General features: G+C 60.0%; 20 protein-coding genes and 1 tRNA gene. 8 read left to right on the top strand and 13 right to left on the bottom strand.

Annotation, left to right across the window (positions count from 1 at the left end):
• Window positions 1-864 (top strand): glucose-1-phosphate thymidylyltransferase RfbA, encoded by an 864-nt coding sequence (gene rfbA / locus KX729_RS17170; RefSeq protein WP_219743674.1) that lies wholly within the window; start codon window positions 1-3, stop codon window positions 862-864.
• Between the two features lie 859 nt (window positions 865-1723).
• Here the strand turns inward: rfbA and KX729_RS17165 are convergent.
• From KX729_RS17165 to KX729_RS17160, 3 genes are all read right to left on the bottom strand, one after another.
• Window positions 1724-2731, bottom strand: a complete 1008-nt coding sequence (locus KX729_RS17165; RefSeq protein WP_219743673.1) for a hypothetical protein — start codon at window positions 2729-2731, stop codon at window positions 1724-1726.
• A gap of 132 nt (window positions 2732-2863) precedes the next feature.
• Window positions 2864-3100, bottom strand: coding sequence for a DUF6538 domain-containing protein (locus tag KX729_RS34550; RefSeq protein ID WP_376775981.1), 237 nt, complete (start codon window positions 3098-3100; stop codon window positions 2864-2866).
• A 118-nt stretch (window positions 3101-3218) separates the two neighbouring features.
• A tRNA-Arg gene (locus KX729_RS17160) sits at window positions 3219-3295 on the bottom strand.
• A 188-nt stretch (window positions 3296-3483) separates the two neighbouring features.
• On the opposite strand from KX729_RS17160, the gene KX729_RS17155 reads away from it, so the two are divergent.
• Window positions 3484-4263: a tetratricopeptide repeat protein gene (locus KX729_RS17155; RefSeq protein WP_219743672.1), complete on the top strand. Its 780-nt coding sequence runs from the start codon at window positions 3484-3486 to the stop codon at window positions 4261-4263.
• 118 nt (window positions 4264-4381) lie between these two features.
• Here the strand turns inward: KX729_RS17155 and KX729_RS17150 are convergent, their stop codons facing one another.
• The 3 genes from KX729_RS17150 to xylF form a co-directional block, all read right to left on the bottom strand.
• Window positions 4382-5167 carry an ATP-binding cassette domain-containing protein gene (locus KX729_RS17150; protein ID WP_219743671.1) on the bottom strand — a complete coding sequence of 262 codons (786 nt, stop codon included), beginning with the start codon at window positions 5165-5167 and terminating at the stop codon, window positions 4382-4384.
• 40 nt (window positions 5168-5207) lie between these two features.
• Window positions 5208-6527, bottom strand: coding sequence for a sugar ABC transporter permease (locus KX729_RS17145; RefSeq protein ID WP_219743670.1), 1320 nt, complete (start codon window positions 6525-6527; stop codon window positions 5208-5210).
• Window positions 6528-6722: 195 nt separating this feature from the next.
• Complete coding sequence (gene xylF / locus KX729_RS17140; RefSeq protein ID WP_219743669.1) at window positions 6723-7763, bottom strand: D-xylose ABC transporter substrate-binding protein; 1041 nt, start codon at window positions 7761-7763, stop codon at window positions 6723-6725.
• 199 nt (window positions 7764-7962) lie between these two features.
• Between xylF and KX729_RS17135 the strand changes: the two genes are divergently transcribed.
• Complete coding sequence (locus tag KX729_RS17135) at window positions 7963-9192, top strand: ROK family transcriptional regulator (protein ID WP_219743668.1); 1230 nt, start codon at window positions 7963-7965, stop codon at window positions 9190-9192.
• 46 nt (window positions 9193-9238) lie between these two features.
• Window positions 9239-9451 (top strand): DUF3329 domain-containing protein, encoded by a 213-nt coding sequence (locus KX729_RS17130; protein ID WP_219743667.1) that lies wholly within the window; start codon window positions 9239-9241, stop codon window positions 9449-9451.
• Between the two features lie 59 nt (window positions 9452-9510).
• On the opposite strand, the gene KX729_RS17125 is transcribed toward KX729_RS17130, so the two are convergent.
• The 4 genes from KX729_RS17125 to KX729_RS17110 are packed head-to-tail and all read right to left on the bottom strand — an operon-like array spanning window position 9511 to window position 13274.
• Entirely contained in the window at window positions 9511-9981 is a 471-nt protein-coding gene (locus KX729_RS17125; RefSeq protein WP_219743666.1) for a hypothetical protein, read from the bottom strand.
• Between the two features lie 59 nt (window positions 9982-10040).
• Complete coding sequence (locus tag KX729_RS17120; RefSeq protein ID WP_219743665.1) at window positions 10041-10889, bottom strand: transglutaminase family protein; 849 nt, start codon at window positions 10887-10889, stop codon at window positions 10041-10043.
• A 23-nt stretch (window positions 10890-10912) separates the two neighbouring features.
• Entirely contained in the window at window positions 10913-11854 is a 942-nt protein-coding gene (locus tag KX729_RS17115) for an alpha-E domain-containing protein (protein WP_219743664.1), read from the bottom strand.
• A 10-nt stretch (window positions 11855-11864) separates the two neighbouring features.
• On the bottom strand, window positions 11865-13274 hold the full coding sequence (locus tag KX729_RS17110; RefSeq protein ID WP_219743663.1) for a circularly permuted type 2 ATP-grasp protein: 1410 nt from the start codon (window positions 13272-13274) through the stop codon (window positions 11865-11867).
• A gap of 333 nt (window positions 13275-13607) precedes the next feature.
• Between KX729_RS17110 and KX729_RS17105 the strand changes: the two genes are divergently transcribed.
• The 3 genes from KX729_RS17105 (at window position 13608) to KX729_RS17095 (ending at window position 15984) form a co-directional block, all read left to right on the top strand.
• Window positions 13608-14501: a DMT family transporter gene (locus KX729_RS17105; RefSeq protein ID WP_219743750.1), complete on the top strand. Its 894-nt coding sequence runs from the start codon at window positions 13608-13610 to the stop codon at window positions 14499-14501.
• A 13-nt stretch (window positions 14502-14514) separates the two neighbouring features.
• On the top strand, window positions 14515-15132 hold the full coding sequence (locus tag KX729_RS17100) for a nucleotidyltransferase domain-containing protein (RefSeq protein ID WP_219743662.1): 618 nt from the start codon (window positions 14515-14517) through the stop codon (window positions 15130-15132).
• Between the two features lie 108 nt (window positions 15133-15240).
• Window positions 15241-15984 carry an SDR family oxidoreductase gene (locus KX729_RS17095; RefSeq protein ID WP_219743661.1) on the top strand — a complete coding sequence of 248 codons (744 nt, stop codon included), beginning with the start codon at window positions 15241-15243 and terminating at the stop codon, window positions 15982-15984.
• A gap of 18 nt (window positions 15985-16002) precedes the next feature.
• Here KX729_RS17095 and KX729_RS17090 read toward each other — a convergent pair whose 3' ends face one another.
• The 3 genes from KX729_RS17090 to KX729_RS17080 all read right to left on the bottom strand — a co-directional run bounded on the left by KX729_RS17090 (window position 16003) and on the right by KX729_RS17080 (window position 19130).
• Entirely contained in the window at window positions 16003-16521 is a 519-nt protein-coding gene (locus KX729_RS17090; protein ID WP_219743660.1) for a YcxB family protein, read from the bottom strand.
• A gap of 117 nt (window positions 16522-16638) precedes the next feature.
• Entirely contained in the window at window positions 16639-18411 is a 1773-nt protein-coding gene (locus KX729_RS17085) for a DEAD/DEAH box helicase (protein ID WP_376775978.1), read from the bottom strand.
• Window positions 18412-18800: 389 nt separating this feature from the next.
• Window positions 18801-19130 carry a hypothetical protein gene (locus KX729_RS17080; protein WP_219743658.1) on the bottom strand — a complete coding sequence of 110 codons (330 nt, stop codon included), beginning with the start codon at window positions 19128-19130 and terminating at the stop codon, window positions 18801-18803.
• Between the two features lie 410 nt (window positions 19131-19540).
• Between KX729_RS17080 and KX729_RS17075 the strand changes: the two genes are divergently transcribed.
• Window positions 19541-23287: a response regulator gene (locus KX729_RS17075; RefSeq protein WP_219743657.1), complete on the top strand. Its 3747-nt coding sequence runs from the start codon at window positions 19541-19543 to the stop codon at window positions 23285-23287.
• The last annotated feature ends 19 nt before the right edge of the window (window positions 23288-23306 follow it).

Below are 23306 nucleotides of genomic sequence, written 5' to 3'. Positions count from 1 at the left end.
ATGAAGGGTATCATTCTTGCTGGCGGCAGCGGTACGCGCCTCTATCCTATGACCAATGTCATGTCGAAGCAGCTAATCCCTGTTTATGATAAGCCGATGATCTACTATCCGTTGTCTACGTTGATGCTGGCAGGCATACGAGACATCCTGATTATCTCGACTCCACACGATTTGCCAAATTTCGAATATCTACTGGGCGATGGATCCGCTTGGGGGATTTCACTGTCTTATGCCGTTCAGCCGTCCCCCGACGGTCTTGCGCAAGCATACATTATTGGCGCGGACTTTGTTGGCAAGGAAAATTCCTGCCTGATACTTGGCGACAATATCTTCTATGGTCACGGGATCACTGATCTTTTCAAAAGTGCCGTGGTAGAGCCGAATGGAGCCACCGTTTTTGCCTATCATGTTCCGGACCCGGAGCGTTATGGAGTCGTCGAATTCGATAAGGCGATGAAAGTGGTCTCGCTGGAGGAAAAGCCGGAGAAGGCGCGGTCCAACTGGGCGGTTACGGGGCTGTATTTTTATGACAACGACGTTATCGACATAGCCGCCAGCTTAAAGCCGTCCCAGCGTGGCGAACTGGAAATTACGGACGTCAACAAGGCTTATCTCGAACGGGGGAAGCTCAGCGTCGAGCTTATGGGACGTGGTTATGCGTGGCTTGATACGGGAACGCCTGAAAGTCTTTTGGAGGCAGGCGAGTTTGTCGGCGCCTTGCAGAAGCGGCAAGGCATCAAGATAGGTTGCCCTGAAGAAATCGCATACAGGCAGGGATTTATTGATGCGGAGCAGCTTGCTGTATTGAGTCATAAGCTTGGTAAAAGCACCTACGGGAAATATTTGGCGAGTATTATTGATTAACGAGCGCCGGGCAAAGTTCTCCTGCGACTGAAGCTGTGTTAGCAGGTGTGATGACTGGCCTGCTACCGGTTTTTTGGAGAGCCGACCGGGCGTGGTAGGCGGTCATGCCTTCTCCTACGTATATTGATGGACAGCCTTTGCTTCGCTGAAATGACCTGCGAGCATGTCCTCTCGATGCATCATTAGATACACTGCTCCGTCGCGGCTGAGGCCGGAATGCATCAGGCGCGTGCGGGAGAAATATTCGCCGCCCCATGAAAGCAGCAACGAACCTCGTCGTTTCCGGACACGACGGAGCATGAGTGGTCATGCCTGAACCTAGGTCCCGGATCTTGCTGAATAGGTAGAAACCATCCTCCGAGGCGATTGCCGATCGGGCCGACATTCTCACCAGCTGCAACCTCAATGGCTGTTTGATAATCCGTGCTGGGCTTTCCGGGGAAATCATCCATCTGGGAAAAAATGGCCCTGATTGCTTGAGCCAGTGAAACGGCACTGCCAGAACGGAATAAGGTTCGAGCACGTCTGCCATCGGCTGATCGGAAAATGGTAGACTAGGATCCTTCGCATCCGACAAGATGACCAACTTTTCAGGCGGCATCTCAGGAAGATGATCCTGATCGAAGCCGGCCTCCAGCGCGAGCAGGTTAAGGTCCTAGTTGTGCGAAGAAAGCCAGCGGAAATTCCTGCCGCTGCGTCTCTCAGTCCACGCTTATGTGGCTATGCAGAGTTGCTGGAAAATGGCGCACCCGACATCCGCCGAATTGACGGGCGTATAAGTTTCAGTAAATGATATTACTGAATAAAATATTTTTGGTGTTGGCAAAATGTGTTACAAAATGTGGTGCATATTCTTGCGTTAATAAAACGGCTCGTCGGCGAGTTCCGAACTGCGAACATTGAAGCCCATTCCATATTTGCCGATTACGTCGGAAACTGTCTCGGAAAACCAACTAGGTGCAAAAGGCGAAACTACGACCTGCTGAATTAGCAAATTAAGATCGTACGGGATAAGCGCGCCGGGAGTTGGATGTTTCCGATCATTTGAGAGCACTAGGCGCACCTCATTTTCGTGGCGAAGTGAGGCCCGTTTGCAAAAGATGCGTTCTATATCATTTGACGCGAACGCTTTGGCAAAATCTACGTAATGCACACGGCCTACGAGTACATCCGGTCTTGCAGCCCCAATACTCCAAAGATGCTCAGCCGTTGTTTTGATGGCGATGCCAAGTGTGGATGGAGGACAATAGAGCCGCCACAATGCCTCTGACTCCCCATCATTCGCATGCCAGCAACTGACAAGCGTTTTCCGAATATTTCGAGAATCCGACTTGAAGTCGTTCAGTAGCCGCTTGCATTCGACTTCTATTTCATCCTCAGATTTAACTTGCGGAGGTACACCCGGAGGAAGGGTTGTTACCGCCTGCCTGAAAAAATCTAAGTAAAATTGGTCCCAGGCAACTTGCCTATTCGCAAGACCTATAGCGCCTTCAAATCTATCCTCGAATGTATCTGCAGCAGGCACAAAAAGCCCCCGCTGCTTAAGCATTGTGACGAATTTTCCGAAGTCCATGTAGCGCCAAACGAACTGACGGTCGGGAACTGATAAATCTAACTTTCCGGTCCAGTAAACCGGAGTAGCAAGTTCGGATAACCGATCTGCACACTCCGCGCCGACCAAAAGGGGGATTCCGCTAGTATCGTAACCAGCAAACGCAGGACGGTTGTGAGTGACGGCTTTGCCGCAGACGCAACACCTGTTCCACTGTTGTGTCATCACCCGCCGCAATGAATGCGTAATATGACCGGTTGATTTTAGCCGCCCAAATACCGCCTTATCTGCCGGTTGGAGATCAATGCCCGCCATAAACTTAGTTTCCCCTAGCGATCCAAAAACGCCGACTTGAAAACCATTTGAGCCTACCTTGGAGCGGCAGCACTAGAGAGTTCGGATTCTCGTCTATCGAGATGGATATTAATCAGGCCGCGAGCCGCAAGGCTATAGGTGAAAGCATCCAGGCACTCGGCTCGCCTGAGCGCCGCCAGTGTCGCCGCGAAGTGCCATTTCCCAACCTTCTACCAACTGCGACCAAATTTCCTCTGCTTTGCGAATAGCGAGCTTTTCGGAATCGGTGTGAAGCGACACGGCGACGTGTTCGCGGACTTCTATCAATCGAAATCGAAGAGGTACGCGCTTTCGCAGATGGTAAGTTGAGCCGCGACGGATAATAGCCATGAGGCATAATTATCGCTCGATAGTTGTTGCCGCAAGCGGACCTTGTGCGCAAAATGTGTTGTAAAAATCGACCTTGAAAACCTAAGTGTCTGATTTTATTGTATTGTTACGAAGAAAATGGCGCACCCGACAGGATTCGAACCTGTGACCTTTGGAATCGGAATCCAACACTCTATCCAGCTGAGCTACGGGTGCTAACCTTGGACCCCGAGGTGACTCGGGGTTCCTGTCCGATGGCTGGTTCTTAACGTACTCTGCTCCGGGCATCAATCGCATTTTTGCAAAACCTGGTCTGCTCTTGTCATAGTTTTCCTTTCCTCCGGCGTTAAGAAAATCGCAATATCGGGGCTGCGACTCGGAAGTGGCAGGCATGCGGAGGTGATATGGTGATCGAGAGGGTTACGGGGCTGGCGCGGGAAGCGCGCGGACTGGGGCTTTCGGGCGATTTTGCTGGTGGTCATGTTCTGCTCGACGAGGCGGCCGGGATTGCCGGGGAAGAGACGGTCGCTCTTGCGGTGATCTCGCTGGAGCGTGGGCGGCTTTTCAATTCGGCAGGTTCGCCGGCCGAAGCCGTACCGTTTTTCGAGGCGGCCTGGACGCTGGCGCAACAGGCGGGTGACCACGATCTCGCCGTCGATGCCGCCCATATGATGGCGATTGCCGTTCCGCTGCCGGCGGCGGCCGATTGGACGCGCAAGGCGCTCGCCTATATGGACCTGAATTCCACAAGCGCCTTCTGGCGCCCGATGCTGCACCACAATCTCGGCTGGACCTATTTTGAGGCCGGCCGTTTCGATCAGGCGCTTGCTTCCTTCATTCGCGAGGAGCGGCTGAGAAAACAGGCAGGCTCGCCGCAGGCACTGAAGATCGCGCGGTACGCGGTCGTCCGCACGCTTCGGGCGCTCGGCCAGTTCGAGGAGGCGATCGATATCGGCGAAATGGCGGTAGCGCTTGCCGACCAGGTCAATGATCCCGCACCTTTCCTCTATGAGGAACTGGCGGAATGTCATGCTGCAAGCGGCAATGAGGAACGGGCACAATATTTTGCCAGGCGCGCCCATCAGGCGCTTTCCGGTGATTCCGCTTTTGCCAAAAGGGAGCCGTTGCGCCTCGTCAGGCTTTCCGAGCTTGCCGCGCCGGAAGCCACCCCCGAAAACGAGTAAGGCGGAACCGGAGAGGCTCCGGTTCCGCCTTGGTACCCATCCCTGCAAGGCGGCGGATCCCGAAGGATGGGCGTTCTCAAATTTCCCTGCGATTACGACAGTTTCAAGGCAGACCTTATCATGCCGTCTTCATGGCGCCGGGACCGGGCGTAGCGCCGGGCGGAACCTTGCCGAGGATGATCATGCCGAGCACTTCGTCCTTGGTGACATCCTCGGTGCGGGCATGGCCGACTACCTTGCCGTTCTTCATCACGAAGACACGGTCGGCGAGGTCGAAGACGTCGTGAATGTCGTGGCTGATCAGGAAGATGCCGATGCCCTCGCGCTTCAGCTGTTTGATCAGGTCGCCGACCTGTGCGGTCTCCTGAGGACCGAGCGCCGCCGTCGGTTCATCCATGATCAGGATGCGGGCGTCGAACAGGATGGCGCGGGCGATCGCCACTGATTGCCGTTGGCCGCCTGAGAGTGCCTTTACCGGCTCCTTGAAACGCTTGAAGTTGGGGTTCAGGCGCCCCATCACCTCACGGGTATTCGCCTCCATGGCGACGTCGTCCAGCGTGCCCCACTTGGTCTGCAGCTCGCGGCCGAGATAGAGATTGGCGGCGGCATCGACGTTATCGGCGACGGCGAGCGTCTGGTAGATCGTCTCGATGCCGTATTTCTTGGCGTCGCGCGGGTTGCGGATGTCGGCTGCCTCGCCATTGATCATGATGTCGCCGCCGTCGCGCTTGTAGGCGCCGGACAGGATCTTGATCAGCGTCGACTTGCCGGCGCCGTTATGGCCGAGCAGGGCCACGACTTCACCCGGAAAGAGATCGACCGACGCGTTCTCGACCGCATGGATGCCGCCGAAGGAGATGGAGATGTTCTTCAGTTCCACGAGCGGAGTGGTTTGGTCCGTCACGATGAAAACTCCTATTAACTTTGCCAGCTATTGGGGCCGGTTATTTGGACCTGGCGCGGTAGACGGTATCCAGCCAGACGGCCATGACGAGCACGATGCCGACGACGATACGCTGGAAGGGCGTATCGATGCCGAGCAGCACCATGCCGGACTGAAGGGACTGCATGACGAGCGCACCGAGCATGGCGCCGGCGATCGAGCCCATGCCGCCGGCGAGCGATGTGCCGCCGATGACCGCGGCCGCGATCGTGTAGAGCTCGTCGAGCTCGCCTTGCGCGTTGGTTGCGGCATTGAGGCGAGCTGTGGAGATCGCCGCGGCGATGGCGCAGAGAATGCCCATCAGTGCGAAGATCTTGACGGTCACCCAGCGGGTCTTGATGCCGGCGAGCTCGGCTGCTTCCGGGTTGCCGCCGATCGCGAAGACATACCGGCCGAAGCGCAGGCGGGTGGCGATGAAGGTCATGACGATACCGACCGCGATCGCCATCAGGACCGGAATGGCGATGCCCTGCGAGATCAGCAGGCCGCCTTCGGGCCAGGCGATATTGTTGGCTTCGGCATAACGCCGGGCGATGTTGATCGGCCAGTAGTAATCATTGGCGATCGAGACTGCGCCGAGCACGATGACGCAGCCGAGCGCCACCAGCACATATTCCGCCCAGATGGGCCGACGCGGGAAGGCGAAGCGCTTGCGCTGGCGCCGTGCGTTGACGATCGCCGCAATGATGGCCAGACAGGCGATGATGCCGACCACCCAGCTCCAGGTGGCGCCGATCGAACCTTCCGTGCCGCCACCCATCAGGCGAAAGTTGGCGTCCATCGGTGCAACCGTCTGGCCGCTGGTGACGAACCAGGTGGCGCCGCGCCAGATCAACAGGCCGCCGAGCGTGACGATGAAGGAAGGCACACCGAGAAAGGCGATGATCGACCCATGCAATGCACCGATCAGGCCACCGACGATGAGGCCGCAAATCAGGGCGATCACCCAGATGGCCGGATGATTGAAGCCGAAGATCTCTGGCAGGAAGCGGGCCTGCATGACACCCATGACCATGCCGGTAAAGCCCAGGATCGAGCCGACCGAAAGATCGATGTTGCGGGTGACGATGACCAGAACCATGCCGGTCGCCATGACCGCCACCGACGCCGTCTGGACCGAGAGGTTCCAGAGGTTTCGCGGGGTCAGGAAGAGGCCGCCCGTCATGATGTGAAAGCCGACCCAGATGATCAGCAGCGCGCCGATCATGCCGAGCATGCGGGTATCGATCTCGGTGGCGCGGAAGAAACGGGCGATGATATTGCCCTCTGCCTTTGCCGCCGATGTCGTTGAATTGTTTGTGGACTGTACCGTGTCGGCCATAGTCTGCCGTTCCCCACCTTTTATCGAGGTTTGCGATGCCGGGCGGTATGTCCCGATCGCGCCTCCGATGATGCCTGCCGTCCGACCGGTTCATTCCATGAACCCGCGCATGCGGCATCACCATCTTACGCCGAAAACCGACGCCGCGGCAGAGATGCTGCGGCGTCGGGATGTTTTAACCTGACGTGTCAGGCGTTACTTGCAGGCAGCGACCGCGCCGGCCTTGACGCCCTGGCAGGCTTCAGCCTTGCTGATCCAGCCTGCCTCGATGACGAGGTTCAGGTTGTCCTTGGTGATGGCCTGCGGCTTCAGGAAGACCGACTGCATCTTGGCCTTCTTCGGGCCGCCTTCGAACACCTGGACGCCCTTGACCTCGGTCAGCTTCTTGCCGCCGGCGAGGAACAGCGCGATTTCAGCGGCGTTCTTGCCGAGTTCGCGGCTATCCTTCCAGACGGAAACGGTCTGGGTGCCGAGTGCGACGCGGTTCAGCGCTGCCTTGTCGGCATCCTGGCCGGAGACCGGAACGGAACCGGCGAGGCCCTGGGCATCGAGGGCAGCGATGGCGCCGCCGGCGGTGCCGTCATTGGAAGCCACGACAGCATCGACCTTGTTGTTGTTCTTGGTCAGAATCTGTTCCATGTTCTTCTGGGCATTTTCAGGCTTCCAGCCGTCCGTATAGGCTTCGCCGACATTCTTGACCTTGCCGGCGTCGATGGCAGCTTTGAGGACTTCCATCTGGCCCGAGAACAGGAAGTCTGCGTTCGGATCGGACGAAGAGCCCTTGATGAAGACGTAATTGCCTTCCGGCTTTACCTTGAAGACGCCCTGTGCCTGCAGGCGGCCGACTTCCTTGTTGTCGAAGGTGATGTAGAAGGCAGCCGGATTTTCGATCAGGCGGTCGTAACCGACGACCGGAATGCCTTCAGCGGCAGCCTTTTCGACGGCCGGGCCGATGGCGCTGGAATCCTGGGCGAGAATGATCAGCGCATTGGCGCCCTGCGAGATCAGCGACTCGACGTCGGTGAGCTGCTTTGCGGCGGACGACTGGGCGTCAGCAGAAATATACTTGGCGCCGGCGGCATCGAGTGCCTTCTTGATGGCGGCTTCGTCGGTCTTCCAACGCTCTTCCTGGAAGTTCGACCAGGAAACGCCGACCACGAGATTGGCAGCCATGGCTGCAGAATGCATAGAAACGAGGATGGCCGCGCCGGCCATCAGCTTAACGAATGACTTCATAATGTCCTCCCGAGTGACGGCGGACGGGCCTAAAGCCTCCGTGCTCCCCCTCCGCCAGATAGCCTGCCCGAGAACGCAAAAAGCTTTTTCTCGACAGTCGAGAAATTAGATGTCAGAGTTTTGAAAGCCTGTCAATCGGCACTTGTGGAGGAGAGAGCGGTGCCTTATCGACAGTAGGTGAGGAGAGGCGGCTTAATCAATGTTGGCGAAATCGAGCACGGAACTGGTCCGGCAGCAGAACAGCGCGCTGGTGCTGTCTGCATTGCGTCGCCACGGCCGGCTTGCGCATACTGAAATATCGGACGCGACGGGGCTTGCTTCCGCAACCGTCTCGGCCATCACCGCCGATCTCGAGCGTGCGCGGATCATCGAAAAGAGCGAGCAGCAGGCGACGACCGGGCGCGGGCGTCCGCGCGTGCTGTTCAGCCAGCGGCGCAATTGCGGCTATCTGATCACCGTCATCATTTCCTCGGACTCGATTCAATATTCGCTGGTGGACTATGCCGGGACGCTGCTCGATCGTTTCACCGAGCCGCGCGGCGAGGGCGGTACGGCTGCTTTCATCACGGCGATTTCGGCGGCGCTGGAGCGGGTGGTCGGCCGTTCACGGATCGATCCCGGCAGCGTGCTGCTGGTTTCCGTCAGCAGCAAGGGGCTGGCGCATGCGACCGAGCCGGTACTCGTCTGGTCTCCCGTCTTCGGTTCGCAGCCAGTGGATTTCACCCATGCATTGGGAGATGGCTGGTCACCCAAGGTCATTCTCAACAACGAGACACTGCTGGTGGCCGGCGCGCTTCTGGAGCGGGAAGCTAAAAAGCCGGGCCGCAGCGAGACGACGCTTGCCGCGCTGTCGCTGGGGCACAGTATCGGCCTCGGCATTGCCCGCGCCAACCCGGCCGGACCGCCGGAAATCTCGGCGCCGAATTTCGGGCATATGCTGCATATGCCGAATGGCGGTCTTTGTCGGTGCGGCGCGAAGGGCTGTATCGAGGCCTATGCGGGCTTTTATGCGATCCTGCGCACCGCGTTCGAGGTGCCGATGGATACGATTCCGGCCAAGTTCGTGCCGCTGGCGGAAATCGACAAGATCGCCACGCGCGCCCGGCAGGGCAACCGGATGGCGCAGCTCGCCTTCCGCCAGGCGGGTGTCGCGCTCGGCAGCGGCCTGTCGCGGCTTCTGAGCTTGCACGGGCACATGCCGGTCTTCATCACCGGGCCGGGCACGCGTCATCAGGACCTTCTGCAGGCGGGTATCGAAGAGGGGCTGGCGCAGACTCAAGTTGTGCGGCTCGGCGGCATGCCGATGCTGGCCGTCGTGGCGGACGAACCCTCCCTGGTGTTCGAAGGGCATCTTAATCTTGCATTTTCGATCGTGGACCAGGATATCATTCTGTCGAGACCACATCACATGCAGGCCGCAGGCGAATGACGCCGTGAGAATGAAACCACGAGAATGAAACAGTGAGAATGAGCCGATGATCGACCCGAACCACCCGTTCTACGATGCCCTGTGGCGCCGTCTGCTCATTCCGATTGTCTGCCTTGCCTGGGTCTGTTTCGAGCTTTATGCCGGTGAGGTCATGTGGGCTGTCATCGTCGGCGGCGTCGGGATCTACGCCACCTACAAACTGTTCATCGAAAAGCGCAAGCCACCGGTCGAAAGGCCTGCGGACGAGCCGCAGGAATAACCGGACGCAATTTCAGCACCAGTGTGAAGCGGATTTGCGTCCAGGATCGCGCCAGAAAACTACCGCCAGAACAGGTCCTTGATCGCCGTGTCGATCAGCAGATTGGCGGTCTTCATGCGGATATTGGCATTCTCGCGGAATTCAGGCGCCACGCCGTCCGGGTGGTTCGCTTTGGCGAAGTGGCGGCGCTTTTCGCCGAGCGTCTCTTCCGTGTCCTTGGGGCCGATCGCCAGTTCTGCGGCGATCTCTTCCAGCGTCAGGCGAGTGAGATGCAAAGGGATCGGCGGAGGAAGCGGCGGTTCGTCTGGCTCGACCAGTGCAGCCGGAACGATTTCGGCAAGGTCCGGCAGGAAGGCGAAATAGGCTTCGGTGGCGGTCGCCGCATTCGGCTTGTCATCCGTCGGCGCGACAAAACCCAGCCCGAGCCCCTTGATGCGGAAACTCGCGCCGGTCTCTTCTTCCTCGTCTTCAACTCGCTCTTCTTTCAGTCGCGTCAACACCGACTGGAAGACCGATTGTCCGAACAGCATGCTCCACCTCGATTCAGAGGCGGAATTCAAACATCCGAAGATGGAGCCGGGCTTGCGATTTAAGATTGGCTCTGGCTTTGTCCGTTCTGGCTCTGCGTCTGCCCTGCCGATACCGTCAGCGATACCTTGAGGTTTTCACCAAAACTTCCGCCGCTCGGGCCGATGCGCAGGCCGGAGACAGGGGCGCAGTCGCGATAGCAGAGGCCGGAGGCGATCCGCACGTAGCTATCATTGGGGCAGAGCTTGTTGGCGGCGTCGAAGCCAACCCAGCCAAGGCCCGGGAGATGGACTTCCGCCCATGCATGGGTGGCGACCTGGTCCGTCTGGCCTTCCATCAGGAGGTAACCGGAGATGTAGCGAGCCGGCATGCCGATCAGCCGGGCGGCCGAGATGAAGATATGGGCGTGGTCCTGGCAGACGCCGGTCTTTGCTTCGAGCGCTTCTTCGGCGGTGGTTTCCGTGTTGGTCGAGCCGGGCGTATAGGCGACTGCTTCGTGGATCGCCTCCATCAGCGCATGCATCTGGGCCAGTTCGCTATCGCCCGTCACGCCCCTCGCCAGTTCTTTCACAAGCTTGCCGGGCTTGGTGCGGGGCGTTTCGCGCAGGAAAAGCCAGAGCGGGCAGAAGCCCTGATGGGTGCCGAAGACGCCGGCGCGGTCCTGGGTTTCCACTTCGCCGGACGCGATGATGCGGATCGTGTGGTCGGTGCCTTCCACCGAGACGAGTTCGGTGCGGTTGCCGTACTGATCTGCGTAACCGGCCTCGACCTTGGCGCCATCGACGGTGATGGCCCAGTTCAGGACCTTTTGCGCCGGGCCGGTCAACGGGTTCAACCGCAGCCGCTGCAGCGAATAAGGCACCGGTTCGTCGTAGGTATATTCGGTCGTATGGGCAATATTGAGCCGCATGAGCAGGTCCTTTGGGCCAAATCCTACTGATAGAAGCGGTAGCCGGTGGTGATCTCGGCGCTGAGCTGGTTGTTGCGGCTGACGAAATCCTCCAGGAATTCGTGCAGGCCGTGATCCATGACGTCGGCGATCGAGCCGCGCTTAAGCATCGTTCGGATCGCCGCGGCCGTCTCATGCGCCTGCAGTCGTTCGCCATAGGTTTCGGCGAGATAATCGAGATTGCTGACGATCTTCTCGTAACAATAGGCGAGCGAGCGCGGCATCTGCACCTTGAGGATCAGGAAATCGGCGATATTGGCCGACTGGTAGTCGCCGTCATAGACCCATCCATAGGACCGGTGCGCCGAGACGGAGCGCAGGATCGATTCCCATTGCATGTTGTCGAGCGTCGAGCCGACCTGGCTGACGGCCGGCAGGAGCACGTAATATTTTACGTCGAGGATGCGGCTCGTATTGTCCGCCCGCTCGATGAAGGTGCCGATGCGCGAGAAGTTGTATAGGTCGTTCCTCAGCATCGAACCATGGAAGGCACCGCGGATGAGGCCGCAGCGGTGCTTGATGACGTCGATCAGTTCCGGCATGTCGGCGGGCTTCAGCTTGCGCGCCAGCCGGGCTTTCAGGTCGATCCAGGCTTCGTTGGTCGCTTCCCAGGTCTCGCGGGTCAAGGCGGTGCGCACCATGCGGGCATTGTTGCGGCCCGAGTCGATGCAGGACAAGACACTCGACGGGTTCGACGTATCGCGCAGAAGGTAATCGATTGCGTCGGCCGAGGTCAGTTCGGGATGCACTTCCGAATAGGCCTCGCGCACGCCCGCACTTTCCAGCACGCCATGCCAGTCCTGGTCGGAGGAGCCGGCGCGGGTCAGCGAGACGCGCAGGCCGGCATCGACGAGGCGGGCGATATTTTCGGCCCGCTCGATATAACGGAACATCCAGTAGAGGCCGTTTGCAGTTCTTCCAAGCATTACTGTCGCCTCAATCTTCCAGAACCCAGGTGTCCTTGGTGCCGCCGCCCTGGCTGGAATTGACCACCAGCGAGCCCTGCTTCAGCGCCACGCGGGTCAGGCCGCCGGGGATGATCTTCACCTTGTCGGACACCAGCACGTAAGGGCGCAGGTCCACATGCCGCGGCGCGATGCCCTTGTTGACGAAGATCGGCACGGTGGACAGCGCCAGCGTCGGCTGGGCGATGTAGTTGTCCGGCTTGGAGGCGAGCTTCTCGGCGAAGTCGGCGCGTTCCTTCTTGGTCGCCGTCGGGCCGACCAGCATGCCGTAACCGCCGGAACCGTGGACCTCCTTGATGACCAGTTCCTCGATGTGCTCCAGCACGTATTTGAGGCTATCGGGCTCCGAACAGCGCCAGGTCGGCACGTTTTCGAGAATGGCCTTGCGGCCGGTATAGAACTCGACGATCTCAGGCATGTAGGAATAGATCGCCTTGTCGTCGCAGATGCCGGTGCCGGGAGCGTTGGCGATGGTGATGTTGCCGGCGCGATAGACATCCATGATGCCGGGAATGCCGAGGGCGGAATCGGCCCGGAAGGTCATCGGGTCAAGAAAGTCGTCGTCGACGCGGCGGTAAAGGACGTCGATTGCCTCGTAGCCCTTGGTCGTTCGCATCTTCACGCGACCGTCGATGACACGCAGGTCGGAGCCTTCGACCAGTTCGACGCCCATCTGGTCGGCCAGGAACGAGTGTTCGTAATAGGCGGAATTGTAAATGCCGGGCGTGAGCACCGCAACGCGCGGACGGCCCTTGCAGCCGGGCGGTGCGCAGGTGGCGAGCGACTGGCGCAGCAGGCGCGGATAATCCTCGACGCGCTGCACCTTGTTCAGCGTGAAGAGTTCCGGGAACATCTGCATCATGGTTTCCCGGTTTTCCAGCATGTAGCTGACACCGGACGGCGTGCGGGCGTTATCCTCGAGAACGAAGAACTGGTCCTCGCCGGTGCGGACGATATCGGTGCCGACGATGTGCGTGTAGACGCCGCCCGGCGGCTTGAAGCCGATCATCTCCGGCAGGAATGTGACGTTCTTCTCGATCAAAGCGCGCGGAATGCGGCCGGCCTTGATGATCTCCTGCTTGTGGTAGATGTCGTCGAGAAAGGCGTTCAACGCCAGAACGCGCTGTTCGATGCCCTGGGCGAGTTTTCGCCATTCGCGGGCGGAGATGATGCGGGGGATGATATCGAAGGGGATGAGCTTTTCGGAACTGTCCGCATGGCCATAGACGGCGAAGGTGATGCCGGTTTTCCGGAAGATGTTTTCCGCATCCTGGGTCTTGCGAATGAGGTGGGCGGCATCCTGGCTGGTGTACCACTCATGGTATGTCTTATAAGGCTCTCGCGGAAGGTTTTCCGCGGCTAACATTTCATCAAATGCCAAAGGCTTGTTCCCCGGTTTTTGATTCATTTGAATACAACGCAGATTGCAATGCAAGAACCATGCACAGTTCCGCTCAGAGATTTCCAATTGTGTGAAAATCGCAATTCTGCAGCCTCCCACAGAGATAAATGTGCCGATTTCGTGCGCAGGCAAGCTCCCTACTTTAGGAGGGTGTGATGAAGGCCGTTGCCTCGAAAAACATCAGTTGCCCAAGTCCTATTCAAGGCTCGTCGAGCAGGGTTCAATGCAACGTTCAGTTTTTCTGCTTTGACCGCCGGGTGGGCAGCGAATATTGAGGTGCGTCTGCCAAAGAGCCTCGCGGCCGGAAATTCCATCATGCTTGATCGCCTGGCTCCGGCCCTTTTCGTTTTTCTCTGGTCCACCGGCTGGATCGTTGCGAAATATGCGGCGAAACATGCCGATCCGCTGACCTTTCTGGTCGCGCGTCATGCGCTGGCGGCCTGCGCCGTCCTGACAGTCTGTCTCATCGTCAGGGCAAAATGGCCGAAAAGCCGCGCCCAGCTCGGCCATGCGATCCTCTCGGGCATCTTCCTGCATGGGTTTTATCTGGCCGGCGTCTGGTATGCGATCGGGCAGGGCGTGCCGGCGGGACTTTCCGGCATCATCGCCGGCCTGCAGCCGCTACTAACGGCGATGGTTGCGCCGCTGTTCCTCGGAGAGCGGTTGAAGCCTTTGCAGAAGGTTGGACTCGCCCTTGGTTTTGCCGGCATCCTGATCGCGATTTCGCCGCAGCTTCTCGATGTGTTTGAGCGCGGGCTTGGCGGTCTCGGTTTCCCAGTCATCATCAATCTGATCGCGATGTCGTCGGTCACCTACGGCACACTCCACCAGAAGCGTCATCTGCAGGAAGGCGACCTGTTGTCGATCGCGACGCTGCAATTCGTCGGCGCGCTGATCGTCACCATTCCGCTGGCGCTGATGCTTGAAAACCTGCGCTTCGACTGGACACATGAGGCGGTGCTGGCGATGGGCTGGTCGGTGTTCGGCCTTTCCATGGGCGCTGTCGGGCTGCTGCTTTATCTCATCCGCCGCGGACAGGTGTCGCGTGCCGCTTCGCTGATCTACCTGATGCCGCCGGTCGTGGCGATCGAGGCGGCGATCTTGTTCGGCGAACCGCTGACCTGGCCGATGATCATCGGTACGGTGATCGTCGTGGCGGGGGTGTATATGGTCAACCGGAAGGGCAAGGCGGAAACGGCTGGCTGAGGCGGGGGCAGGAATGCAATCTTACCCATCGCCGGATCACGATGCGTGGTCCGCATGGCACCCGCAGGAGCTGGCGGAACGGTTGGAGGGAATCGGCAAGCCGTGGTGCGTCGTTGGCGGCTGGGCGCTCGATCTCTGGCATGGACGCCAGCTGCGCGAGCACGAAGATCTCGAATTCACGGTTCTCCGTCGCGATGTGCCGATCTTTCGTGAACGCCTGACAGGCATGCGCTTTCATACGGTCGGCAGTGGTATCGTGACTTATCTGCCGGCGGATGAGATGCCGCCGGAGGGCATTTTCCAGATCTGGTGCGAGGACATTGCTGCGCGTTGCTGGCGCGTCGATATGATGATCGAGCCGGGAGAGCCGGATATCTGGGTCTATAAACGCGACCCGCGCATAACAGCGCCGCGCGCCGAGATGGTGGCGAAGACCGCCGACGGCATTCCCTATCTCAAGCCTGCAGCGATCCTGCTGTTCAAGGCGAAATATCAGCGGCCGAAGGACGAAGTCGATTTCGACAATGCGATGGAAAAGCTGACGGCGCCGGAACGCGCCTGGCTGCAGGATAGCCTCGACCGGCTTCACCCCGGTCATGCATGGTCTGAAAGGTTGCGGCCAAGTTCTTGAAGCGCTCCGCGAGCTTGGATGAGTTGGCAAGTTTCGGGTCACGAAACGGGTGTCGGCCCGCGCGGCGGGGACTTAACCAGCATGGGCAACTCTCAAAGGAGATACCCCATGCTGAAAGACAAAGTCGCCATCATCACTGGTGCATCCAGCGGCATCGGTCGCGCCACCGCCCTGCTGTTTGCGGAGGAAGGGGCCGCCGTCGTCCTCAATGCTCGCGGCGAGGAAGCGCTGCAAATGCTTGCCGTGGAAATCGAGGCCAAGGGCGGCAAGGCAGTCGCGGTGGCAGGGGATGTTTCGGAAGAGGAGACACATCGCCGGATGGTCGACGCGGCCGTGAGCCGGTTCGGAGGCCTGGATGTGGCCTTCAACAATGCGGGTGCCGTCGGTCCCTACAAGCCGCTGGCCGATGTCGCGCTCTCCGAATGGCAGCGGACCATCGACACCAATCTCACCAGCGCCTTTCTCGGTGCGGCCGCTCAGATTCCGGTCATGCTGGAGCGTGGCGGCGGGTCGATCATTTTCACCTCCACCTTTGTCGGAACCAGTGTCGGCATTCCCGGCATGGGAGCCTATGCGGCGTCGAAGGCAGGGCTGATGGGGCTGGTGAAGGGCATCACCGCCGATTACGGCGCCCAAGGCATCCGTGCGAATGCGCTCCTGCCGGGCGGCACCGATACGCCGGCGGCGGGCGATGCGGCGCAGAAGGAATGGGCGGCCGGTCTGCATGCGCTGAAGCGCATCGCCGATCCGGAGGAAATCGCCCGGGCGGCACTATTTCTCGCCAGCCCGATGGCAAGCTTTGTCGCCGGTTCGGCGCTTTACGCCGATGGCGGCAATGCGGCTGTGAAGTAGGGACGACGGTCAACGCCATCAGAATGGATGGTATCTCGCGGCCGGCACGCCGGCTTTCGTCAGGCAGATGCGCAGGTTGTTCAAAGCCTGCGCATCGAGGGCGCGTTTGGGAATGGCGTAGAAGATCGGGCTGTTACGCAGAAGCGTCAGCACGGTTTCGTCCTCCGTCCACGCCTTGATGTCGGACCACGGCATTTTCACGTATCCGTCTTCCTGCTTCAGCCAGATATGGGTTTCATCCCAGTCCGCCGAGATTTCCTGGCGGGAATTGGCTGCTTCCCGGAAGTATTGAAGCGTCTTGCCGCGGGAGAGGCGTTTCGTCATCCACATCAGCGCCAGCACGATGGCGAGGATGACGGCAAGACCCGAGATTGCGGCGAGCCATGCCGGCTGTTCAAACAGGGCATGGAAATAGATGCCGGCAATGGCCCAGGCGACAAGCATGAAAATGATCAGCTTGTGCGGCTTCAACTGGTGGCGCCGCCACATATCGTTGCCGGCGATGATGTCGGCTTCCGTCAGGCTGTATCGGATCAAGTGCATCCCCGTGGTCGGACCATTTGACTGAGGATGTAGATCGGCTGGCGCAAAAACAAAGCCCCCGCGACCTGTTCGTCGCGGGGGCTTGAGAAGCGTAAATGATGTCGGAAGGCTTTATGCGCGGCTGCGCTTGCGGCCCTGCATGCCGCCGCCGCGGTTTTCGGTACGGTTGTCGTTGCCGAAGCGGACCGGACCGCGGTTGTCGCCCTGACGGGCTTCACCCTGGCTCTGGGCCGGACGGCCAGCGCCGCCATTCGGGTTCGGCTTGCGCGGCGCGCCGGCTTCGTGAGCGCCATGCGCAGCCTTGGCCTGAGCGCCTGCCGGAGCGTGACGGTTTCCACCATTGCGGTTCGGACGGCTTTCGCCGTTGTTAGCGCCATTCGGAGCGCCGAACTGCTTCTTCGGACGGAAGTCCGAATTGGCGGCTTGATCATTGCCGCCTTCGCTGCGCGGAGAATCTTTGCCGCGGCGCTGGCCACGGAAGTCTTCGTTGCGGCGATTGTCACGTTGCGGGCGGTCGCCTTGTGGACGTCCAGTCGGGCGACGCTCGCCACGGGCTTCGGAGGCTGCGCCTTCAGAACCTTCGGCTGCGAAGAACGGCTTGCGGGCCGGGCGTTCGCGACGCTGCGGACGGCCTTCGCCTTCCGCACGCGGTCCGCCCTGGCCACGGCCCTGACCGTTGCCGCGGTTACCGCTATTGGCCTTGTTGCCGCCGCGGTTGTTGTTGCCGCCACGCGAGGGGCGGTTCATCGATTCCGGGCGTTCGCCGGAAGCGGTGGCGATCTCGATGCCCATCAGCTTTTCGATATCGCGCAGCAGGCCGGTTTCATCCGGGCCGCAGAAGGCGATCGCGATGCCGTCACGGCCAGCGCGGGCGGTACGGCCGATGCGGTGGACATAGGCGTCCGGCACTTCCGGCAGATCGTAGTTGTAGACGTGGCTGACGGCCGGGATATCGATGCCGCGGGCAGCGACGTCGGTCGCGACCAGTACGTTGATATCGTTATCGCGGAAGGCCTTGAGTGCCCGCTCGCGCTGGCCCTGGCTCTTGTTGCCGTGAATGGAGGCAACCTTGAACTCGACCTGCTCGAGATGCTTGGCGAGCTTTTCGGCGCCATGCTTGGTACGCAGGAAGACGATGGCGCGACCCTCGGGGTTGGCGCGCAGGGTTTCCTTCAGAAGCGAGGTCTTGTCGTTCTTGCCGCCAATGAAATGCACATACTGCTCAACCTTGTCGGCAGCCTTGCCCGGAGGCGTGACTTCGACCTTAACCGGATCGACCAGATATTCGCCGGCAAGCTCGGCGATCGTCTTCGGCATGGTGGCCGAAAATAGCATGGTCTGGCGGCGCTTCGGCACCATCTTGGCAATCTTGCGCAAGTCATGCACGAAGCCGAGATCGAGCATCTGGTCGGCTTCGTCGAGCACGAGGAAGCGTACCGTCGTCAGGCCGATGGCGCGACGGCTGACGAGATCGAGCAGGCGGCCCGGGGTGGCGACAAGGATGTCGGTGCCCTTTTCGAGCTGCAGCTGCTGCTTGTTGATGGAGACGCCGCCGACGACGAGGTTGATCTTCAGCGGGCGACCCTTGATGAAGGTCTTGAGGCTCGCGGCGATCTGGTTGACCAGCTCGCGGGTGGGAGCGAGGATCAGCGAACGGGTGGTGCGGTTGTCGGGGCGGATGTTTTCGGCCAGCAGCCGCTCGATCAGCGGCAGGCCGAATGCAGCGGTCTTGCCGGTGCCGGTCTGTGCGAGACCGATCAGGTCGCGGCCTTCGAGCAGCAGCGGGATCGCCTGTGCCTGGATCGGCGTCGGCGTCTCGATGCCAAGCTGGGTCAGCGTCGCGACAATCTGCTTGGACACGCCAAGCGATTCAAAATTCGTCAAGTCGAATACCTTTCGGGGCGCCAAAAGCGTTTCGCCGGGCAGGCTGTCCATAGCCGTCCGATCTGCTCTTTGGCGTCAAGAACCCCGCGTGAAGTGGGAACTTGTAAGTTGGAAATTGCTTCCCAGCGCTTGAACCCCGATTGTCGGAGCGATCTATCTGTGCGCCTTGTTCCTTCTTCGCGATTGTTTCCCGAAATAGCTTGTTCAGGATGCGGGCCAGCTCACGCGGCGGCCGGAAGGTGAAAGCATGAAGGGCATTTGGTATTTTTCCGGGCAAAAGTCAAGAGAATGTTTCGCAACTGCGAAATGAACCTGCCTTCGGAAGCCCATGGAATCAAAAAGCCCGCGCGTTAAATTGCGCGGGCTTTCTGGATCAGTTCATGTCGAGATCAGTAACGGGCGCAGACCTTGGCGCGGTACTGTTCGCCCCACTGGTTCTCGACCCATTCGTAATGGCAGCGCGGCGCGTACTGGGCACGGTAATAGACCGGCGGCGGCGGCGGCGGCGCATATTCATACTGCGGTTCGGCATAGACCGGGGCCTGAGACCCGGCGATGATCGCTCCGCCGATCAGGCCGCCAGCCACGCCGGCGGCAACGCCGGGCCAAAGGTTGCGGTGATGATCGCGGGCTTCGGCTGCCGGAGCGGCTGCGGCCAGGGCGCCTGCAACGGTGAGGGCGGCGAGGCTTGCGGTAATGGTTTTCTTCATCACGAGCATTGTCTTGTTCCTTTCCCTTTAGTTTGAAGGGTAGGAAAATGGTCGCCCTCAAACGCGGCGGTTTAAAGGAAGTCTTCGTGCGATAGTCTGAACGCCTGTTCAGCTAGTTTCGATGAAAAGTTGTATTTCATCAAATTTTTCCGCTGAACCTCCGATACTGTGTCGAAATGGCGGCAATAACCAGGCCTTTTCCGGAAGTGCTTGAAAATGATCGGTTATCGGTTTCGCCCCTGTAGAACAAGTTTTAGCTTTCCGAAAATCAGCGCATCCGAACACATGTAATTACGCCAGGATTGTAAATGCTCGCCCCTCGGCAACAAGACGTTGTTAACCGTCTTCGTGATTCTATCCTTTGCTTGGAGGACCAACCAATCGAATCGGCCGCTTGACGGCTGACGGAGCGGGGGACGGTGGAAACGAAAAGCGAATTGCTGAAAACGGCCTGCGAGCGGATCGAGGATCTGCCGGAGCCCGCCTTCATTAAGGACAGCGCCTTGGCCTATGTGGCGGTCAATGCCGCCTATGCGCGCCTTTTCGGGTTGCCGCCGGCTGCGCTTCTCGGCCGGACGAGCGTCGCTTTGGGCGGTCTCGACGAGGATGCCGACCGCAAGGAAAAGGAATGCCGGGCAATCGTTTTCGGCACCGATGAGACTGCCCGCTGTTTCGACCGCAGCGGCGTGGTCACCCACGAAATCCGCATCGAGCGTTTCCTCACTGAAGACGACCATACCTATCTCTACGGCTCGTTCGTCGCCGTTAAGCCCAATACATCCACAAGCCTGCTGCTGCAGCAGGACAATGCTCACCAGGATAGTCCGCCGCGCCGGCCGGTCGGACCGATCTCCGTCTTCAACAACGCTCTGCTCGACGATGCGCTCGACATGCTCGAAATGGGCATCGGCATATACGACAAGAACAATGCGCTGCTTTACTGCAATTCGCAGCTGATCGACCATTTCGCCTCGATCGAGATCGACATCCATCCGGGCATCACGCTGCGCGAAATCCTGGGCTTTGCCTATGACAGGCGCCAGCGGCTCTATCCGCAGAGCCTCGGCCCCAATCCAGCGGGCAGGGAGGCCTGGGTTGCCGAGCGGCTGCAGCCCTTCGAACTGCCCTATTCGGAAAGCATCGACCAGCTTTCCGATGGGCGCTGGCTGCGCAGCCTCAACAAGCGGCTGGAAAACGGCCTGATGATCGCAATCCGTCACGACGTGACGGAGTTCAAGGAGCAGGAAATGCTCCTTCGTAACCACGTGTCCGAGACCAACCTGTTCCGTGCCGTGCTGGAAGACCTGCCGGTGCCGGTCTTCGTGCGCAACAGCGACCGCCAGCTGAGCTATGCCAATGCCGCTTATGGCGCGATGCTCGGTGGCCCGCGCGACCGCTATCTCGGCAAGACCGAGACCGAAATGTTCCCCAATGCAGCGGAAAAGTTCCGTCTGGAGAACGAGCGGGTGCTGGCCGGCGAAGAGATCGAGAAGTCCGAGGAAATAACCTTCCCGGACGGTTCGGTCGTGCCTGTCATCACGCGCCTGCGTCGCGTTACCACCGAAGACGGCGCGCGCCATATGGTCGGCTCGCGCATGGACGTCTCGCTGATCAAGGAAGCCCAGAGCAAGGCCGAGAAGATCGGCAAGGACCTGCAGACCATCCTGCATTCGGTTCCGGTCGGCATCGCCATCCTCGATTCGGAATTTCTGTTCGAATACGCCAACCCGGCATTCTATGGCTTCTGGGATGCCGGCGAGCAGTTCGAACTGCCGGGCCGCTCCTATCGTGATTTCCTGAAGGTCAATTTCGACCATGGCATCTATGCCGGTTCGACCCAGACCTTCGATCAGATCTACCAGGATCGCATCGCCGCCCTGACCGACGGCGTCGAGCGTCCGCCGATCGAGGTGAAAAGCCGCAACGGCCGCAGCATCGTCATTTCGGGAACGCAGCTTTCCGGCGGCAAGATCCTTCTGAGCTACATGGACATCACGGCTGTGCGCAAGCGCGAGCAGGAAATCCAGGAAGCGCGGATCGCACTGGAGCAGCACGGCGCGCTGATGCGCGATGCCACCAGCGCCATGTCGCAAGGCCTGCTCATCCTGCATGACGGCGAGATCATCTTCTCCAACGACGCCTTGTCGGCAATGCTCGACATGCCGGCCGAGATGGTGATGCCGGGCGGGTTGTGGCGGGATATCTTCCGTTTCTGCGTCGAGCGCGGCGATCTCGGCACGCCGGAAGAAGCCGGCGTGACGCTGCGTACCTGGGAAGAGAATGTCGCGATCGGCCGGCCGGTGCATGCATCCTTCCGCGTGCATGGCACCAAATGGATTCAGGTCGAGGCGAACCAGACCGGCAGCGACCATTGGCTCGCGGTCTTCACCGACGTGACCGACATGAAGGACCGCGAGGAGGAGCTGACGCGCCTCCTGCAGCGCGCCGAGGCGGCAGACCGGGCGAAATCCGAATTCCTGGCCAATATGAGCCACGAAATCCGCACCCCGATGAACGGCGTTCTCGGCATGGCGGAACTGCTTGCCAAGTCCAATCTCGACACTCGCCAGAAGACCTTCATCGACATCATCGTCAAGTCGGGCAACGCGCTGTTGACGATCATCAACGACATCCTCGATTTCTCGAAGATCGATGCCGGCCAGATGAAGCTGCGCAAGGCGCCGTTCGATCCCGTCGAAGCGATCGAGGACGTGGCGACGCTGCTTTCGTCGTCTGCTGCGGAAAAGGATATCGAGCTCATCGTGCGCGGCGATGCATCGATCCGCGAAACGGTAATGGGCGATGCCGGTCGCTTCCGACAGATCATCACCAATCTCGTCGGCAATGCGGTGAAGTTTACCGAGAAGGGGCATGTCTTCATCGACCTCGCCTCCAAGCCGGTCGCCGAAGGCCAGATGATGCTGAGCATCCGCATCGAGGATACCGGTCTCGGCATTCCCGACGAGAAGCTGCGATCCGTCTTCGAGAAGTTCTCGCAGGTCGATACGTCCTCGACCCGGCGGCACGAGGGCACCGGCCTCGGCCTGGCGATCACCGCCGGTCTGACCGAGCTTTTCGGCGGCCATATCGAGGTGACCAGCGAACTTGGCCGCGGCTCGGTGTTCACCGTGCATCTGCCGTTCGACATCGTCAGCGCCCGCAACGTCCAGACCCAGCTGCCGGTCAATACGAGCGGCGCGCGCATCCTCGTGGTCGACGACAACGCGGTCAACCGCCGCATTCTCTCCGAACAGCTTTCGATGTGGGGCTTCGACACCGTCGCGTCCGAAAGCGGCGAGGAGGGGCTTGCCATCATGCGTGAATGCGCGCGGATCGGCGTCGCCGTGGATGCGATCGTGCTCGACTATCATATGCCGGAAATGAACGGCCTCGATTTCGCCAAGCTTCTGCGGGCCGACAACCGCTTCGACAGCACCGGCGTCGTCTTCCTCACTTCGATGGACATGGCCGGCGACGACAGCATGTTCGCCTCGCTCAACATCCAGGCGCATCTGATGAAGCCGGCGCGCGCCAACCTGTTGCGCAGCACGATCATCGACGTGGTGCGGACCATCCGTACAAGGCGCCGTGCTAACGAGAACCAGCACGCACTGACCCAGCTGCAGCGCGCCGCCGCCATTCCGCCCGCGGTACAGATGCCGCCGGCAATGGCAGCAGCGCCCGCCGCTGCTCCGGCACTTGCTGTCGTGTCTTCGACGCCGGTAATTGTCGAGCCTGCCATCTCGACCCCGCCGATGCGCGCCACGCCGACGCTTGACGTTCTGGTGGCCGAGGACAACGAGGTCAACCAGATCGTCTTCACGCAGATCCTGCAATCGACCGGCTGGCTGTTCCAGATCGTCAACAACGGTGCCGAAGCCGTCGACGCATGGAAAAGGCACGATCCGGCGGTCATCCTGATGGACGTCTCGATGCCGATCATGAACGGCCATCAGGCGACACGAAAAATCCGCGAGATCGAACAGGAAACCGGCACGCATACGCCGATCATCGGTGTCACCGCACACGCGCTCGAAAGCGACCGCGAACTCTGCTTCCAGGCAGGCATGGACGATTACCTCTCCAAGCCGATCAGCCCGGAAGCGCTGGAGGACAAGATCCGCAACTGGATCGGCGGCGCCGTGGTGGCTTCGGCTACGGAGTGACCGAGGGCCGGCGCTTATC

It is taken from the genome of Neorhizobium populisoli (assembly GCF_019430945.1).
In the GTDB taxonomy this organism is placed as follows: domain Bacteria; phylum Pseudomonadota; class Alphaproteobacteria; order Rhizobiales; family Rhizobiaceae; genus Neorhizobium; species Neorhizobium populisoli.
The sequence above is the reverse complement of the archived record's forward strand: the minus strand, read 5'-3'. Positions and strand labels throughout refer to the sequence as shown.